This window comes from Serratia sp. DD3 (genome assembly GCF_000496755.2).
Genome location: NZ_AYKS02000067.1, coordinates 107,069 through 122,522, shown reverse-complemented (window position 1 = coordinate 122,522; position 15,454 = coordinate 107,069). Strand labels below are relative to the sequence as shown.

Below are 15,454 nucleotides of genomic sequence, written 5' to 3'. Positions count from 1 at the left end.
GGTCAGGAAATGTCTAGAATGGAAACTAATCTCTCGTTATCACTCGGATACAGATCTAAAGATATATGTCAGTCTTGCAGGTATTACATTTCCCAGATGAGCGGCTGCGCAAAGTTGCAGCCCCAGTAAAAGAAGTCAATGCAGACATCCAACGTATCGTGGATGATATGTTTGAAACCATGTGCGCAGAAGAAGGCATTGGCCTGGCTGCGACACAAGTGGATATTCATCAACGTATTATTGTCATTGACGTTTCTGAGAACCACGATCAACCGCTGGTGTTGATCAACCCGGAGTTGCTGGAAAAAAGTGGTGAAACCGGTATTGAAGAAGGCTGTCTTTCCGTTCCTGAACATCGTGCCTTGGTGCCACGTGCGGAGAAAATTACAGTCCGGGCACTTGACCGTGAAGGGCGACCTTTTACGCTAGAGGCCGATGATCTGTTGGCTATCTGTATCCAACACGAAATGGATCATCTGGTTGGCAAGCTCTTTGTCGATTACCTTTCGCCCTTGAAACGCCAACGGATCCGTCAGAAACTGGAAAAAATGGCCAAGCTTAATGCTCGCTAGCCGATCAGGAAACCAACGTGTCTGATTCTTTAAAAGTTATTTTTGCCGGTACCCCAGACTTTGCAGCGCGTCATCTTGATGCGCTGTTGTCGTCTGAGCATCAGATTGTCGGTGTATTCACTCAACCCGACCGCCCCGCAGGACGGGGAAATAAGCTGACACCTAGCCCGGTCAAGATACTGGCTGAACAACACCAAATCCCTGTTTTTCAGCCTAACTCGCTGCGTCCGCAAGAAAATCAGCATCTGGTTGCTTCTCTTGATGCAGACGTTATGGTTGTGGTTGCCTATGGTCTGATCCTGCCCAAAGCCGTGCTGGAAATGCCACGTCTGGGGTGCATCAATGTCCATGGCTCTCTGCTTCCCTATTGGCGGGGGGCGGCTCCGATCCAACGCGCATTATGGGCTGGTGACAAAGAAACCGGCATAACAATCATGCAGATGGATGTCGGTCTTGATACTGGCGATATCATGCACAAAATCCATTGTCCGATCGAAGCCACCGATACCAGTGCTACCTTGTATGACAAACTCGCCATGCTAGGCCCACAAGGACTGCTCACTACCTTACAACAATTGGTTGCTGGTACAGTAAAGCGCGAAGTGCAAGATAATGCGTTAGCCACCTATGCTGAAAAGCTGAGTAAAGAAGAGGCCCGTCTCGATTGGCATCTGTCTGCCGTACAACTGGAACGCTGCATTCGCGCATTCAACCCCTGGCCGGTCAGCTATTTCATTATCGAAGATCAGCCGGTAAAAGTCTGGCAAGCCAACGTGTTAGCGGAAACAACCAACGTGGAGCCAGGCACTATCGTGTGTGCCGACAAGCAAGGTATTCAGGTGGCCACCGCAGAAGGTATTTTGAACCTGACGCAGTTACAACCCGCTGGTAAAAAACCAATGTCAGCACAGGATTTACTGAATTCGCGCCGTGAATGGTTTACACCAGGTAAACTACTATACACTAAATAATTCGAGTTGCAGGAAGGCGGCAACGCAGAGAATCCCCAGGAGCTTACACTGGTAAGTGACTGGGGTGAGCGAGGAAAGCCAACACACATGCAACTTGAAGTATGACGAGTATATAAGTACTCCCATTGCTCGGCGACCACGTCGAGCTGTTTCTTTCCTAATGCCGACCATTATCAGCTTCAGCCTATGAAAAACAATTACAATCTCCGAAGCATTGCCGCCAAAGCCATCGGCCAGGTTCTGGACCAAGGGCAATCACTCAGTACTGTTCTGCCTGAATTGCAAAAGAATATTGCTGACAAAGATCGTGCGTTGCTACAGGAGTTCTGTTTTGGAACATTGCGCATGTTGCCACAACTCGAATGGTGCATTCAGCAACTGATGGCAAAACCGCTGCTTGGCAAACAACGGATATTGCACTATTTACTGATGGTGGGTATTTATCAGCTGTTATATACCCGTATTCCACCCCATGCCGTGTTGGCGGAAACCGTTGAAGGGGCTGTCGCGTTGAAACGCCCCCAGTTGAAAGGCCTGATTAACGGTGTACTACGTCAGTTTCAACGCCAACAGGAAGCGTTGTTAGCCCGCGCTGCCAACAATGACAGCCGTTATCTGCACCCAAGTTGGTTGCTAAAACGTATCCAGCAAGCCTATCCAACACAGTGGCAACAGATTATTGATGCCAATAATCAAAAACCCCCCATGTGGCTACGCGTAAACCGCCTGCATCATAAGCGCGAAGATTATCTGCAGTTGATGCAACAAGCTGGTATTGCCGCTATTCCACATAAAACGTATCACGATGCAATACGGTTACCGACACCTTGTTCAGTTACGGATTTACCGGGTTTTACCGAGGGCTGGGTGACCGTGCAAGATGCTTCTGCTCAAGGATGTATTGATCTGCTTGACCCACAGGATGGCGAACATATTCTCGACCTTTGTGCCGCTCCCGGTGGCAAAACCACGCATATTCTGGAAGCTGCCCCTAAAGCTCATGTTATGGCGGTCGATATTGATGAACAACGCTTAAGCCGGGTAAAAGAAAACCTACAGCGTCTGCGCCAAAATGCCGAAGTTAGGCAAGGGGATGGCCGAATGCCGCAACAATGGTGCGGTAGTCAACAGTTTGACCGTATTCTGTTAGACGCCCCTTGTTCTGCCACTGGCGTCATACGTCGCCATCCAGATATCAAATGGTTACGCCGTGATAGTGATATCGCAGAGTTGACCACATTACAAAGCGAAATTCTTAACGCCATCTGGCCGCACCTCAAATCAGGGGGAACCCTGGTTTATGCGACCTGCTCTATTCTGCCACCAGAAAACTGTGAACAGATTGCGGCATTCCTGCAATGCCATAGCGATGCCAAGTTGGTTGATACTGGTGATGTTCAATCACCTGGTCAGCAGAATCTTCCCCATCCTGAAGATGGTGATGGTTTCTTTTACGCTAAGTTGATTAAAATATAATTGTCTAGAGAAGGCTTCCGAGTCTTCTCACTATCGGCTACGGCCGTTGCAAATCGAGTAGAGAATTCGATGAAAATAATTATTCTTGGTGCAGGTCAGGTCGGTGGAACACTGGCAGAAAATCTGGTTGGCGAAAATAACGATATCACAGTGGTTGATAGCGATGGAGGTCGTCTGCGCCAATTGCAGGACAAATTTGACTTACGTGTTGTCCAAGGGCACGGTTCTCATCCGCGAGTGTTACGCGAAGCAGGAGCGGAGGATGCTGACATGCTGGTTGCGGTCACTAATTCTGATGAAACCAATATGGTTGCCTGCCAGATTGCCTATTCGCTGTTTAATACCCCAAAACGTATCGCACGCATCCGCTCACCAGACTATATTCGTGAATCCGAAAAGTTATTCCAACCAGAAGCGGTGCCCATTGATCACCTAATTTCACCAGAGCAACTGGTGATTGATTATATCTATAAATTGATCGAATTCCCCGGCGCCTTACAAGTGGTCAATTTTGCCGAGGGTAAGGTCAGTATCGCCGCAGTAAAAGCGTATTATGGTGGCCCACTGGTCGGTAATGCTCTCTCTTCAATGCGTGAACATATGCCACATATTGATACGCGTGTCGCAGCCATCTTTCGTCAAGACAGACCCATACGTCCCCAAGACTCTACGGTTATTGAAGCCGGCGATGAAGTCTTCTTCGTTACCGCCACACAGAATATCCGCGCGGTAATGAGCGAACTACAACGGCTCGAAAAGCCTTACAAACGCATTATGATCGTGGGTGGTGGCAACGTAGGTGCAGGGTTAGCACAACGGTTGGAGAAAACCTATAGCGTAAAACTAATTGAGCGCAACCAACAGCGTGCAGCCGATCTGGCGGAGCAACTACACGACACTATTGTGTTTTATGGTGACGCTTCCGATCAGGAACTACTGATTGAAGAACATGTTGAGCAGATGGATGTCTTTATTGCCATCACCAACGATGATGAAGCCAATATCATGTCTGCCATGCTAGCCAAACGCATGGGGGCCAAAAAGGTCATGGTATTGATCCAGCGCCGAGCCTATGTCGATTTAATGCAGGGCAGTGACATTGATATCGCAATTTCACCGCAGCAAGCGACCATCTCCGCTCTGTTAGGGCATGTCCGTAAAGCCGACATCATCAGCGTATCATTATTACATCGCGGGGTTGCCGAGGCTATCGAAGCTATCGCACATGGCGATGAGAATACCTCCAAGGTGGTTGGCCGCATGGTAGAAGATATTAAATTGCCACCGGGAACCACGATTGGTGCCATCGTACGCGGTGATGATGTCATTATTGCCAACAGCAATAATAGAATTCAGCAAGGTGATCACGTCATTATGTTTATCACCGATAAAAAGTTTGTGCCTGACGTAGAGCGCCTGTTTCAGCCAAGCCCGTTCTTCCTGTAAACCAATGACGCCAGTCCTGATGGCCAATTTCTTAAAGGCAATATGACCATCGGGGAATACCGATAAGCCAGCAGCTTATGACGATGGGTATATACTTAGTTTATTAACTTACTAGGGGGTACTCAGATGGGCATGTTAAAGGAGTTCCGCGAGTTTGCCATGCGTGGCAATGTCGTCGATTTAGCCGTTGGTGTGATTATTGGTGCCGCGTTTGGTCGGGTCGTCTCTTCACTGGTTGCTGATATCGTTATGCCACCATTGGGTTTATTGATCGGAGGGGTTGATTTTAAACAGTTCCACTTGGTGTTGCGTGAGGCCGAGGGAAACATCCCTGCTGTGGTGATGAACTATGGTGCTTTTCTACAGAATATTTTTGATTTCATCATTGTCGCTTTTGCTATCTTTATGATCATCAAACTAATGAACAAATTACGCAGCAAAGAAGATGAAAAGCAAACAGCCCCGCCAGCACCAACGGCAGAAGAGACTCTGTTGACAGAAATTCGTGACCTGCTCAAGCAACAATCCAAACAATAGTTATCTTGCAATGTGGATTGGCTTAGAACCAGAAAACCAGTGGTAAATCGTCTAAGAACAACTTACCACTGGTCTCCCGGCACTCACCTTTAGCATGTTTAGCTTTACGCCGATAACTCCCTTTTCCTTTACTATTTTTTTCAACCCGCTGACGAAAAAGAGGGTCATGTAGCAATGCCACAATAGCATTGTCCTGTATCTGGCCTTTGGTATGCCGATATTTAGTCATAATATTCTCCAATGGTTTGTAACGATAAATTGGCTACTATAAAAAATATTCAAATCGCAGGACTTAATTTGTCTTCACGTGCTCCATGTTCCAGTGCCTCCAAAATAGAACAATAATTGCTACTATGAGCACTGCCACAGCAAGCATCACTGAGTCGTTTAAGTGAGTCACGCATTCGCGTTAATTCTGTCAATTTGTCCTCGACCTCTTGCAAGCGTGCATCAACAATAGATTTAGACTCTTTGCAGGTATGATGCTCAGGATCGACACGGATCGATAACAGCTCCGCTATCGTTCCTAGCGTAAAGCCTAATTGTTTGGCATAACGAATAAAACGCAAGCGCTGTAAATCCTGAGTACTATACAGCCGATATCCCCCTTCTGTACGCTCATTATGCTCCATCATGCCTTGTTTTTCATAATAGCGTACCGTATCAGGTGTGACATCGGCAAGTTTAGCCAATTGACCGATTTTGAACATCACAACCCACCTCGGAAGTCTATTTTCCATTAATCGCCTGTTGATACAGCCTATACAAAAATCTGTATTCATATCAGGATGAATATTAATCATACAGGATTTGGGAAATAACATTAGCCAAATCGCAGACGTAAAAAAACCGGGCAAGCCCGGTTTTTTTACGCTCTGACAGATATTACTCTGCAGTTGCCACTTCTGCTTGAGACTCAGCACGATCAACCAGCTCGATGTATGCCATCGGCGCGTTGTCACCTGCGCGGAAGCCACACTTCAGAATGCGGGTATAACCGCCTGCACGGCTCGCGAAACGCGGGCCTATCTCATTAAACAGTTTTGCCACGATCTCGTTATCACGAGTACGGGCGAATGCCAGACGACGATTAGCTACGCTGTCGGTCTTGGCAAGAGTAATCAGCGGCTCAACAACGCGACGCAGCTCTTTCGCTTTTGGCAGGGTCGTCTTGATGATTTCATGACGAACCAAAGAGCCGGCCATATTACGGAACATAGCCTGGCGATGGCTGCTGTTACGGTTCAGTTGACGACCACTCTTACGATGGCGCATGACCTTATCCTTCTCAGTAAAACCTTAACCTGTGATCCGGTTACTCGTCAGCAATGCTTGCCGGTGGCCAGTTTTCTAGGCGCATGCCCAGAGACAAACCACGGGAGGCTAGCACGTCTTTAATCTCAGTAAGAGATTTTTTACCCAGGTTAGGCGTTTTCAATAGCTCAACCTCGGTACGCTGTACCAGATCACCGATGTAGTGGATAGCTTCTGCCTTGAGGCAGTTAGCAGAGCGGACAGTCAATTCCAGATCGTCAACAGGGCGCAGCAGGATTGGATCGAACTCTGGCTTCTCTTCCTTCACTTCCGGCTGACGTACATCACGCAAGTCAACGAAAGCTTCCAGTTGTTCAGCCAAAATAGTAGCCGCACGGCGGATCGCCTCTTCAGGATCGATCGTGCCATTGGTTTCCATCTCGATTACCAGCTTGTCCAGATCGGTACGCTGTTCTACACGCGCTGCTTCAACATTGTAGGCAATACGCTCTACAGGGCTATAGCAAGCGTCAACCAACAGACGGCCAATTGGGCGCTCATCTTCTTCCGAATGAATTCGGGCAGAAGCCGGTACATAACCATGACCACGCCGAACTTTGATACGCATACTGATAGCAGCATTCTCATCAGTCAGGTGGCAAATAATGTACTGCGGCTTGACGATTTCAACATCACCATCATGGGTGATGTCGGCAGCGGTCACAGGGCCAATGCCAGACTTATTCAGGGTAAGAATAACTTCATCTTTGCCTTGAACTCTCACCGCCAGCCCTTTCAGGTTGAGCAAGATCTCCAGGATATCTTCCTGTACGCCTTCTTTGGTGCTGTACTCATGCAGTACACCATCAATCTCAACCTCGGTCACCGCGCAACCCGGCATAGATGAAAGCAGAATACGGCGCAGTGCATTGCCAAGAGTATGGCCAAAGCCACGCTCTAAAGGCTCAAGGGTCACCTTGGCGTGCGTCGAACTGATTTGCTCGATATCTACCAGGCGCGGTTTTAGAAACTCTGTCACAGAACCCTGCATTGTGTCCTCTCTTTGAAACTCAAGCCTTACTTGGAGTAAAGCTCGACGATCAGGTGTTCGTTAATGTCGGCGGAGAGATCAGTACGTTCAGGAATACGTTTGAACACACCTTCCATCTTCGCAGCATCAACTTCCAGCCAAGTTGGCTTTTCACGCTGCTCAGCCAGCTCCAGAGAAGCCTTAACACGAGACTGCTTTTTAGCTTTCTCGCGGATGCTGACTACGTCATTCGGAGATACCTGATAAGAAGCGATGTTAACAACGCGACCATTTACCATAACCGCCTTGTGGCTAACCAGTTGGCGTGCTTCTGCACGGGTAGCGCCAAAGCCCATACGGTAAACTACGTTGTCCAAACGACCTTCCAGAAGGGTCAACAGGTTTTCACCGGTATTACCTTTCAGGCGAGTTGCTGTTTTGTAATAGTTCCGGAACTGACGTTCCAAAACACCATACATACGGCGAACTTTTTGTTTCTCACGTAACTGCACACCATAGTCTGATAGACGCGGTTTACGCGCACCATGTTGACCTGGTGGTTGCTCAAGTTTGCACTTTGAATCGATCGCGCGAACGCCAGACTTCAGGAACAGGTCTGTGCCCTCGCGGCGGCTAAGCTTGAGCTTAGGACCCAAATATCTTGCCATTTTCTTTCTCCAACAATCCGAAAAGCAGGGGCGTTATACGCGACGCTTTTTCGGCGGACGACAACCGTTATGAGGGATCGGAGTCACATCAGTAATATTAGTGATGCGGAAACCAGCCGCGTTAAGAGCGCGGATAGTAGACTCACGACCAGGACCAGGTCCTTTAACCATAACTTCCAGGTTCTTGATACCGTATTCTTTTACTGCGTCAGCACAACGTTCTGCTGCAACCTGAGCTGCAAACGGCGTTGACTTACGTGAACCACGGAAACCGGAACCACCGGCAGTTGCCCAACCCAAAGCATTACCCTGACGATCGGTAATAGTCACAATGGTGTTGTTGAAAGAAGCATGGATATGAGCCACGCCGTCAGAGACTTGTTTTCTTACACGTTTACGTGTACGAACAGGTGCCTTTGCCATTATTCAATCACCCCGATTATTTCTTGATCGGTTTACGCGGACCCTTACGGGTACGTGCGTTAGTCTTGGTACGCTGACCGCGTACTGGCAGACCACGACGATGGCGTAAACCACGGTATGTACCAAGATCCATCAGACGCTTGATGCTCAGGGTAACTTCACGACGCAAATCACCTTCAACAGTGAATTTTGCAACCGCTTCACGCAGTTGTTCAATTTGCTCTTCAGACAGCTCACTGATCTTAACATGTTCGGCAATACCCGTAGATGCACAGATAGACTGTGAACGAGTTTTACCAATTCCGAAAATCGACGTTAAGGCGATAACGGTATGTTTATGATCAGGAATGTTAATGCCTGCTATACGGGCCACTATGCACTCCTATTTATTTTTACGGCAACACCATTCTGAAAAGCCCGTTTTCAGGATACTCAAATAATGTTGCAGCTACATACAAAAGATTGGCTGGCTAATCTAGCCAGCTCAACCCAACTTTGCAAGAAAAATATGCGAGATAATCAGCCTTGACGCTGTTTATGCTTCGGCTCGGCACTACAAATTACACGAACGACACCGTTACGCTTAACGATTTTGCAGTTACGACATAATTTCTTGACGGAAGCACGAACTTTCATTTTTACTCTCCGTAACTTCTCAAACGCACCTGACTAGCGGCCATAGCCTTTCAGGTTTGCTTTCTTTAATGCAGACTCATACTGACTTGACATCATCAGAGTTTGCACTTGAGCCATAAAGTCCATGATGACGACAACAACAATCAGTAACGAGGTACCACCAAAGTAGAATGGTACTTTCATTGCATCACGCATGAACTCCGGGATCAGGCAGATAAAAGTAATGTACATTGCGCCAATTAACGTTAAGCGCGTCATTACCTTATCAATATACTTAGCCGTTTGCTCTCCCGGACGAATTCCTGGTACGAAGGCACCGGACTTCTTCAGGTTATCTGCTGTTTCTCTTGGGTTGAAGACCAACGCCGTATAGAAGAAACAGAAGAAGATGATTGCAGACGCATAGAGTAACACATAAAGCGGTTGTCCAGGCTGCAAATAGAACGAAATCGTTGTCAGCCAGTTCCAACCTGTGCCGCCCCCAAACCATGATGCAATCGTGGCTGGGAACAGAATAATACTGGAAGCGAAGATAGCAGGAATAACCCCAGCCATATTCACTTTCAGTGGTAAATGTGTACTCTGTGCTGCGTAAACACGACGACCTTGTTGACGCTTCGCGTAGTTAACAACGATACGACGTTGACCGCGCTCCATGAAAACAACGAAGAAGGTTACTGCAAACACTAACACTGCAACCAACAGCAACAGGAGGAAGTGCAGATCACCTTGCCGAGCTTGCTCAATAGTATGGCCAACTGCTGGTGGAAGACCCGCTACAATACCCGCGAAGATAATGATCGAGATACCGTTACCGATACCACGTTCAGTTATCTGCTCACCTAGCCACATCAGGAACATTGTCCCGGTCACCAGGCTCACAACCGCAGTAAAGTAGAACGCAAAACCTGGGTTTATCACCAGGCCTTGCATCCCAGGCATATTCGGCAAACCAGTAGCAATACCGATCGACTGGAATATGGCCAATACCAGCGTACCGTAACGGGTATACTGGCTAATCTTGCGACGACCAGCTTCCCCTTCCTTTTTGATTTCTGCCAACGTTGGGTGAACCACCGTTAACAGCTGGATAATAATCGATGCCGAGATATACGGCATGATGCCCAGAGCAAAAATAGAAGCACGGCTGAGAGCACCACCAGAGAACATGTTAAACATTTCAATGATGGTACCTCTTTGCTGCTCAAGCAATTTGGCAAGCACAGTGGCATCGATACCAGGAATCGGGATGAAAGAGCCGATACGGAAGACAATCAGTGCGCCGATAACAAACAAAAGTCTGCGCTTGAGCTCACCGATCCCACCTTTAGCACTTTGAAAATCTAATCCTGGTTGCTTGGCCATTAGCTCACTTATTCCTCAATTTTGCCGCCAGCAGCTTCGATAGCAGCACGAGCGCCTTTGGTAACACGCAAACCACGCAGGGTAACCGGACGAGCGATTTCGCCTGAAAGCATAACTTTCGCGAATTCGATCTGGATACCAACAACGTTAGCGGCTTTCAGCGCGTTCAGGTCGATTACGTCGCCTTCAATCAGAGCCAGTTCAGACAGACGAACTTCTGCCGTGATCATAGCTTTGCGAGAGGTGAAGCCAAACTTCGGCAAACGACGATATAAAGGCATCTGACCACCTTCGAAACCGCGACGTACGCCACCGCCAGAACGAGACTTCTGACCTTTGTGACCACGGCCGCCGGTTTTACCCAGGCCAGAACCAATACCACGACCTACACGCTTCGGCGCATGCTTGGCACCTTCAGCCGGAGACAGAGTATTTAAACGCATCTGTTACTCCTCAACCTTAACCATGTAGGAAACCAGATTGATCATACCACGAACAGCAGGAGTATCCTCGCGCTCTACGGTGTGACCAATACGACGCAGACCCAGGCCGAGCAATGTAGCTTTATGCTTCGGCAGACGGCCAATGGAGCTGCGAACTTGTGTAACTTTGATAGTCTTAGCCATGGTCAATTACCCCAGAATGTCTGCAACGGATTTACCACGCTTGGCAGCGACCATTTCAGGAGACTTCATACTTTCCAAAGCATCGATAGTTGCACGAACCACGTTAATCGGGTTAGTGGAACCATAAGCTTTAGCCAATACGTTGTGCACCCCAGCAACTTCGAGAACAGCGCGCATTGCACCACCCGCGATGATACCGGTACCTTCGTGAGCTGGCTGCATAAACACACGAGACCCTGTGTGAGCACCTTTAACAGGGTGCTGCAGGGTGCCGCTGTTAAGCGCGACGTTCATCATGTTGCGACGGGCTTTTTCCATCGCTTTCTGGATCGCTGCTGGAACTTCGCGTGCTTTGCCGTAGCCAAAACCAACGCGACCGTTACCATCACCAACAACTGTCAGTGCGGTAAAGCTGAAAATACGGCCACCTTTTACGGTTTTAGATACGCGGTTTACCGCGATCAGCTTTTCCTGCAGTTCGCCAGCTTGTTTTTCGATGTGAGCCATCTTAAACCTCTTCCTTAGAACTGAAGGCCAGCTTCACGGGCAGCATCTGCCAGTGCCTGGACTCGACCATGATATTGGAAACCGGAACGGTCAAAGGATACTTTCGCAATGCCTTTTTCCAACGCGCGCTCAGCAATAGCTTTACCTACAGCCGCTGCGGCGTCTTTATTTCCGGAATATTTTACTTGCTCAGTGATAACTTTTTCTACTGTAGAAGCAGCTACCAGTACTTCAGAACCATTGGGAGCAATAACCTGTGCGTAAATATGACGCGGGGTACGATGTACCACCAGGCGGGTTGCACCCAGTTCTTTGAGCTTACGGCGTGCGCGGGTCGCACGACGGATACGAGCAGATTTCTTATCCATAGTGTTACCTTACTTCTTCTTAGCCTCTTTGGTACGCACGACTTCGTCGGCGTAACGGACACCCTTGCCTTTATAGGGCTCAGGACGGCGGTAGGCACGCAGATCTGCAGCAACCTGGCCAATAATCTGCTTATCAGCGCCTTTCAGCACGATTTCAGTTTGGCTTGGGCATTCAGCAGTAATACCTGCTGGCAGCTGATGATCGACCGGGTGAGAGAAGCCTAAGGCTAAATTCACCACATTGCCTTTAACAGCAGCACGATAACCAACACCTACCAATTGAAGCTTCTTGGTGAAGCCTTCGGTAACACCGATAACCATTGCGTTCAACAGAGCGCGCGTGGTACCCGCTTGGGCCCATGCATCGGCAAAACCTTCGCGCGGAGCGAAAGTCAGTGCGTTAGCTTCTTGCTTAACGATAACAGCGTCATGGACTGTACGAGTCAGCTCGCCGTTCTTACCCTTTATCGAAATAACCTGACCGTTGAGTTTTACCTCTACGCCGGCAGGAATGACGACGGGTGCTTTTGCAACACGAGACATTCTTTCCTCCCGAATTAAGCTACGTAGCAGATAATCTCGCCACCAAGACCAGCTTGGCGAGCTGCACGATCGGTCATAACACCTTTAGAGGTAGAAACAACAGCGATACCCAAACCGGCCATAACTTTTGGCAGCTCATCTTTTTTCTTATAGATGCGCAGACCTGGACGGCTGATACGTTGAATGCTCTCTACCACTGCCTTACCCTGGAAGTACTTAAGTACCAGTTCCAGAACAGGCTTGGCATCACCTTCGACTTTAAAATCTTCAATAAAACCTTCTTCCTTCAGCACGTTGGCAATCGCCACTTTCAGCTTGGAGGAAGGCATGGTGACCGCAACTTTGTTCGCGGCTTGACCGTTACGGATACGGGTCAGCATATCCGCGATCGGATCTTGCATGCTCATCTGTCTTTACTCCCGTGATTCAATTGGTAATTACCAGCTAGCCTTTTTCAAGCCTGGTACTTCACCGCGCATAGCGGCTTCACGCAACTTGATACGGCTCAACCCGAATTTGCCCACATAACCATGTGGACGGCCAGTTTGGCGGCAGCGTTTGCGCTGACGAGACGGGCTTGAATCACGCGGCAGAGTCTGCAGCTTGAGAACAGCATCCCAACGATCTTCATCGGATGAGTTCACACTAGAAATAATAGCTTTCAATTCCGCACGTTTAGCGCGGTATTTATCAGCCAGTTTTACGCGAACTACTTCGCGTGCTTTCATTGATTGCTTTGCCATAAGTCAACTCTGCCTTACTTGCGGAAAGGGAAGTTAAAAGCAGCCAACAGCGCGCGGCCTTCATCATCAGATTTCGCAGTAGTGGTAATGGTAATATCCAAACCACGAACGCGGTCGACTTTGTCATAGTCGATTTCTGGGAAGATGATTTGCTCACGCACACCCATGCTGTAGTTACCACGACCATCGAATGACTTAGCGGATAAACCACGGAAGTCACGGATACGTGGAACAGCAATGGAAATCAGACGCTCAAAGAACTCCCACATGCGTTCGCCACGCAGAGTTACTTTACAGCCGATCGGATAGCCCTGGCGGATTTTGAAGCCTGCAACAGATTTGCGTGCTTTGGTGATCAACGGCTTTTGACCGGAGATTGCTGTCAAGTCAGCTGCTGCATTATCCAGCAGTTTCTTGTCAGCGATCGCTTCACCAACACCCATATTCAGGGTGATCTTCTCGACCCGAGGGACTTGCATGACAGAGTTGTAATCAAACTGAGTCATCAGTTGTTTGACTACCTCGTCTTTATAGAAATCATGCAGTTTCGCCATCGTCATACTCCAAATTACTTGATAGTTTCGCTGTTTGATTTGAAGAAACGGACTTTTTTGCCGTCTTCGAATCTAAAGCCTACACGGTCAGCCTTGCCAGTAGCCGCGTTGAACAGTGCAATGTTAGAAATTTGAATAGCTGCTTCTTTTTCTACAATGCCACCTGGTTGGTTCAGAGCCGGTACAGGCTTCTGATGTTTCTTAACCAGGTTGATACCTTCAACAATGACCTTACTAGCAGACAGGACATTTTTTACTTTCCCGCGCTTACCTTTATCTTTGCCGGTAAGCACGACAACTTCGTCATCGCGACGGATTTTCGCTGCCATGGTTCGCTCCTTAGAGTACTTCTGGTGCCAGAGAGATAATTTTCATGAACTTCTCATTACGCAGTTCACGAGTTACCGGCCCAAAAATACGCGTACCGATGGGTTGCTCACTGTTATTGTTTAAAATAACGCATGCATTACCATCGAAGCGAATGACAGAACCGTCCGGGCGACGTACACCCTTCTTGGTGCGCACCACTACCGCTTTCAGCACATCGCCTTTCTTCACCTTACCGCGAGGAATTGCTTCCTTGATGGTAATTTTGATGATGTCGCCGACGCCTGCGTAGCGACGGTGCGAGCCACCTAGAACCTTGATACACATTACGCGACGTGCACCGGAGTTGTCGGCCACGTTCAGCATAGTCTGTTCTTGGATCATGTTAGTGCTCCGCTAATGTCAACTACAACTTTAGGACCTATTAACAGGTCGTTTAAAAGCCCCATACCTGAGGGCGCAGCATTATAACACCGCTTCCAAAAGTTGGGTAGAAAAAATAAACGGCCCATTTTCCGAGCCGTTTATTCAGTTAGAGCCAGCTACTCTATTACAGAATCGCTTTCTCTACAACGCGAACCAACGTCCATGACTTAGTCTTGGACAGTGGGCGGCATTCGCGGATTTCAACCACGTCACCGATACCACACTCGTTGTTCTCGTCATGTACGTGTAGCTTAGTCGTACGCTTGATGAATTTCCCGTAGATTGGGTGCTTCACCGTACGCTCGATAGCAACAACGATGGATTTCTCCATTTTATCACTAACAACACGACCTTGCAGAGTACGGATAATATCAGTCATTTACGCACCCGCCTTTTCAGTCAATAAAGTCTTCACACGTGCGACATTACGACGCACTTGTTTCAACAGGTGAGTTTGTTGCAGTTGGCCACTCGCCGCCTGCATGCGCAAGTTAAATTGCTCACGCAGCAGGTTGAGCAGCTCAGTGTTTAACTCTTCAACACTCTTTTCACGCAGCTCTTGTGCTTTCATTACATCACCGTCTTAGTTACAAAGGTGGTTTTGATAGGCAGTTTCGCTGCTGCCAGCTTGAATGCTTCACGGGCAATTTCTTCCGGTACACCGTCCATCTCGTACAGGACTTTACCAGGCTGGATCAGGGCAACCCAATACTCCACGTTACCCTTACCTTTACCCATACGCACTTCAAGCGGCTTCTCGGTGATCGGTTTGTCCGGGAATACACGGATCCAGATCTTGCCTTGACGCTTAACTGCACGAGTCATTGCACGACGAGCTGCTTCGATTTGACGAGCAGTCAGACGGCCACGGCCAACAGCTTTCAGACCGAAAGTGCCGAAGCTAACATCCGTACCTTGTGCCAGACCACGGTTGCGGCCCTTGTGCATCTTACGGAATTTTGTACGCTTTGGTTGTAACATT

At 48.4% G+C, this 15,454-nt stretch carries 27 protein-coding genes; 5 read left to right on the top strand and 22 right to left on the bottom strand.

Annotated elements, in window-relative coordinates; genetic code table 11:
- The first annotated feature begins 65 nt into the window (after window positions 1–65).
- From def to mscL, 5 genes are all read left to right on the top strand, one after another.
- Window positions 66–572 carry a peptide deformylase gene (def, locus tag IO95_RS12245; RefSeq protein WP_023491757.1) on the top strand — a complete coding sequence of 169 codons (507 nt, stop codon included), beginning with the start codon at window positions 66–68 and terminating at the stop codon, window positions 570–572.
- 17 nt (window positions 573–589) lie between these two features.
- A complete protein-coding gene (gene fmt, locus IO95_RS12240) occupies window positions 590–1,543 on the top strand; it encodes a methionyl-tRNA formyltransferase (RefSeq protein ID WP_023491759.1) in 954 nt (317 codons plus the stop codon).
- A 186-nt stretch (window positions 1,544–1,729) separates the two neighbouring features.
- Window positions 1,730–3,019 (top strand): 16S rRNA (cytosine(967)-C(5))-methyltransferase RsmB, encoded by a 1,290-nt coding sequence (gene rsmB / locus IO95_RS12235; RefSeq protein ID WP_023491761.1) that lies wholly within the window; start codon window positions 1,730–1,732, stop codon window positions 3,017–3,019.
- 69 nt (window positions 3,020–3,088) lie between these two features.
- Window positions 3,089–4,465 carry a Trk system potassium transporter TrkA gene (trkA, locus tag IO95_RS12230; protein ID WP_023491762.1) on the top strand — a complete coding sequence of 459 codons (1,377 nt, stop codon included), beginning with the start codon at window positions 3,089–3,091 and terminating at the stop codon, window positions 4,463–4,465.
- A 126-nt stretch (window positions 4,466–4,591) separates the two neighbouring features.
- Window positions 4,592–5,002 (top strand): large-conductance mechanosensitive channel protein MscL, encoded by a 411-nt coding sequence (mscL, locus tag IO95_RS12225; protein ID WP_023491763.1) that lies wholly within the window; start codon window positions 4,592–4,594, stop codon window positions 5,000–5,002.
- 22 nt (window positions 5,003–5,024) lie between these two features.
- Here mscL and IO95_RS12220 read toward each other — a convergent pair whose 3' ends face one another.
- From IO95_RS12220 to rplP, 22 genes are all read right to left on the bottom strand, one after another.
- Window positions 5,025–5,231, bottom strand: coding sequence for an alternative ribosome-rescue factor A (locus tag IO95_RS12220; protein ID WP_037385532.1), 207 nt, complete (start codon window positions 5,229–5,231; stop codon window positions 5,025–5,027).
- Between the two features lie 49 nt (window positions 5,232–5,280).
- Window positions 5,281–5,712: a Zn(2+)-responsive transcriptional regulator gene (gene zntR, locus IO95_RS12215; RefSeq protein WP_023491833.1), complete on the bottom strand. Its 432-nt coding sequence runs from the start codon at window positions 5,710–5,712 to the stop codon at window positions 5,281–5,283.
- A gap of 175 nt (window positions 5,713–5,887) precedes the next feature.
- A complete protein-coding gene (gene rplQ, locus IO95_RS12210) occupies window positions 5,888–6,277 on the bottom strand; it encodes a 50S ribosomal protein L17 (RefSeq protein ID WP_023491834.1) in 390 nt (129 codons plus the stop codon).
- 40 nt (window positions 6,278–6,317) lie between these two features.
- Window positions 6,318–7,307 (bottom strand): DNA-directed RNA polymerase subunit alpha, encoded by a 990-nt coding sequence (gene rpoA, locus IO95_RS12205; protein WP_023491836.1) that lies wholly within the window; start codon window positions 7,305–7,307, stop codon window positions 6,318–6,320.
- A gap of 26 nt (window positions 7,308–7,333) precedes the next feature.
- Window positions 7,334–7,954 (bottom strand): 30S ribosomal protein S4, encoded by a 621-nt coding sequence (gene rpsD, locus IO95_RS12200; protein WP_023491837.1) that lies wholly within the window; start codon window positions 7,952–7,954, stop codon window positions 7,334–7,336.
- A 33-nt stretch (window positions 7,955–7,987) separates the two neighbouring features.
- On the bottom strand, window positions 7,988–8,377 hold the full coding sequence (rpsK, locus tag IO95_RS12195) for a 30S ribosomal protein S11 (RefSeq protein ID WP_004929731.1): 390 nt from the start codon (window positions 8,375–8,377) through the stop codon (window positions 7,988–7,990).
- Between the two features lie 16 nt (window positions 8,378–8,393).
- On the bottom strand, window positions 8,394–8,750 hold the full coding sequence (gene rpsM, locus IO95_RS12190) for a 30S ribosomal protein S13 (RefSeq protein ID WP_012147213.1): 357 nt from the start codon (window positions 8,748–8,750) through the stop codon (window positions 8,394–8,396).
- Between the two features lie 146 nt (window positions 8,751–8,896).
- Complete coding sequence (gene rpmJ, locus IO95_RS24105; protein ID WP_002227352.1) at window positions 8,897–9,013, bottom strand: 50S ribosomal protein L36; 117 nt, start codon at window positions 9,011–9,013, stop codon at window positions 8,897–8,899.
- Window positions 9,014–9,046: 33 nt separating this feature from the next.
- A complete protein-coding gene (secY, locus tag IO95_RS12185) occupies window positions 9,047–10,378 on the bottom strand; it encodes a preprotein translocase subunit SecY (protein ID WP_023489881.1) in 1,332 nt (443 codons plus the stop codon).
- Window positions 10,379–10,386: 8 nt separating this feature from the next.
- Window positions 10,387–10,821: a 50S ribosomal protein L15 gene (gene rplO, locus IO95_RS12180; protein WP_023489880.1), complete on the bottom strand. Its 435-nt coding sequence runs from the start codon at window positions 10,819–10,821 to the stop codon at window positions 10,387–10,389.
- 3 nt (window positions 10,822–10,824) lie between these two features.
- A complete protein-coding gene (rpmD, locus tag IO95_RS12175) occupies window positions 10,825–11,004 on the bottom strand; it encodes a 50S ribosomal protein L30 (protein WP_004956161.1) in 180 nt (59 codons plus the stop codon).
- Window positions 11,005–11,010: 6 nt separating this feature from the next.
- A complete protein-coding gene (gene rpsE, locus IO95_RS12170; RefSeq protein WP_023489879.1) occupies window positions 11,011–11,511 on the bottom strand; it encodes a 30S ribosomal protein S5 in 501 nt (166 codons plus the stop codon).
- A gap of 14 nt (window positions 11,512–11,525) precedes the next feature.
- A complete protein-coding gene (gene rplR / locus IO95_RS12165; protein WP_023489878.1) occupies window positions 11,526–11,879 on the bottom strand; it encodes a 50S ribosomal protein L18 in 354 nt (117 codons plus the stop codon).
- A gap of 9 nt (window positions 11,880–11,888) precedes the next feature.
- A complete protein-coding gene (gene rplF / locus IO95_RS12160; RefSeq protein WP_023489877.1) occupies window positions 11,889–12,422 on the bottom strand; it encodes a 50S ribosomal protein L6 in 534 nt (177 codons plus the stop codon).
- A gap of 14 nt (window positions 12,423–12,436) precedes the next feature.
- On the bottom strand, window positions 12,437–12,829 hold the full coding sequence (rpsH, locus tag IO95_RS12155) for a 30S ribosomal protein S8 (RefSeq protein ID WP_023489876.1): 393 nt from the start codon (window positions 12,827–12,829) through the stop codon (window positions 12,437–12,439).
- Window positions 12,830–12,859: 30 nt separating this feature from the next.
- Window positions 12,860–13,165 carry a 30S ribosomal protein S14 gene (rpsN, locus tag IO95_RS12150; RefSeq protein ID WP_023489875.1) on the bottom strand — a complete coding sequence of 102 codons (306 nt, stop codon included), beginning with the start codon at window positions 13,163–13,165 and terminating at the stop codon, window positions 12,860–12,862.
- 14 nt (window positions 13,166–13,179) lie between these two features.
- Window positions 13,180–13,719, bottom strand: a complete 540-nt coding sequence (rplE, locus tag IO95_RS12145; protein ID WP_023489874.1) for a 50S ribosomal protein L5 — start codon at window positions 13,717–13,719, stop codon at window positions 13,180–13,182.
- A gap of 14 nt (window positions 13,720–13,733) precedes the next feature.
- On the bottom strand, window positions 13,734–14,048 hold the full coding sequence (rplX, locus tag IO95_RS12140) for a 50S ribosomal protein L24 (protein WP_023489873.1): 315 nt from the start codon (window positions 14,046–14,048) through the stop codon (window positions 13,734–13,736).
- Window positions 14,049–14,058: 10 nt separating this feature from the next.
- The gene (gene rplN / locus IO95_RS12135) at window positions 14,059–14,430 is read right to left on the bottom strand and encodes a 50S ribosomal protein L14 (protein ID WP_000613954.1); all 372 of its coding nucleotides are present in this window, start codon (window positions 14,428–14,430) and stop codon (window positions 14,059–14,061) included.
- Window positions 14,431–14,596: 166 nt separating this feature from the next.
- Complete coding sequence (gene rpsQ / locus IO95_RS12130) at window positions 14,597–14,851, bottom strand: 30S ribosomal protein S17 (protein ID WP_023489872.1); 255 nt, start codon at window positions 14,849–14,851, stop codon at window positions 14,597–14,599.
- Window positions 14,852–15,043: a 50S ribosomal protein L29 gene (gene rpmC, locus IO95_RS12125; RefSeq protein ID WP_002218942.1), complete on the bottom strand. Its 192-nt coding sequence runs from the start codon at window positions 15,041–15,043 to the stop codon at window positions 14,852–14,854. It lies immediately after the preceding gene.
- Window positions 15,043–15,453, bottom strand: a complete 411-nt coding sequence (gene rplP, locus IO95_RS12120) for a 50S ribosomal protein L16 (protein WP_023489871.1) — start codon at window positions 15,451–15,453, stop codon at window positions 15,043–15,045. The genes rpmC and rplP overlap by 1 nt, the downstream gene beginning before the upstream one ends.
- Between the last annotated feature and the right edge of the window lies 1 nt (window position 15,454).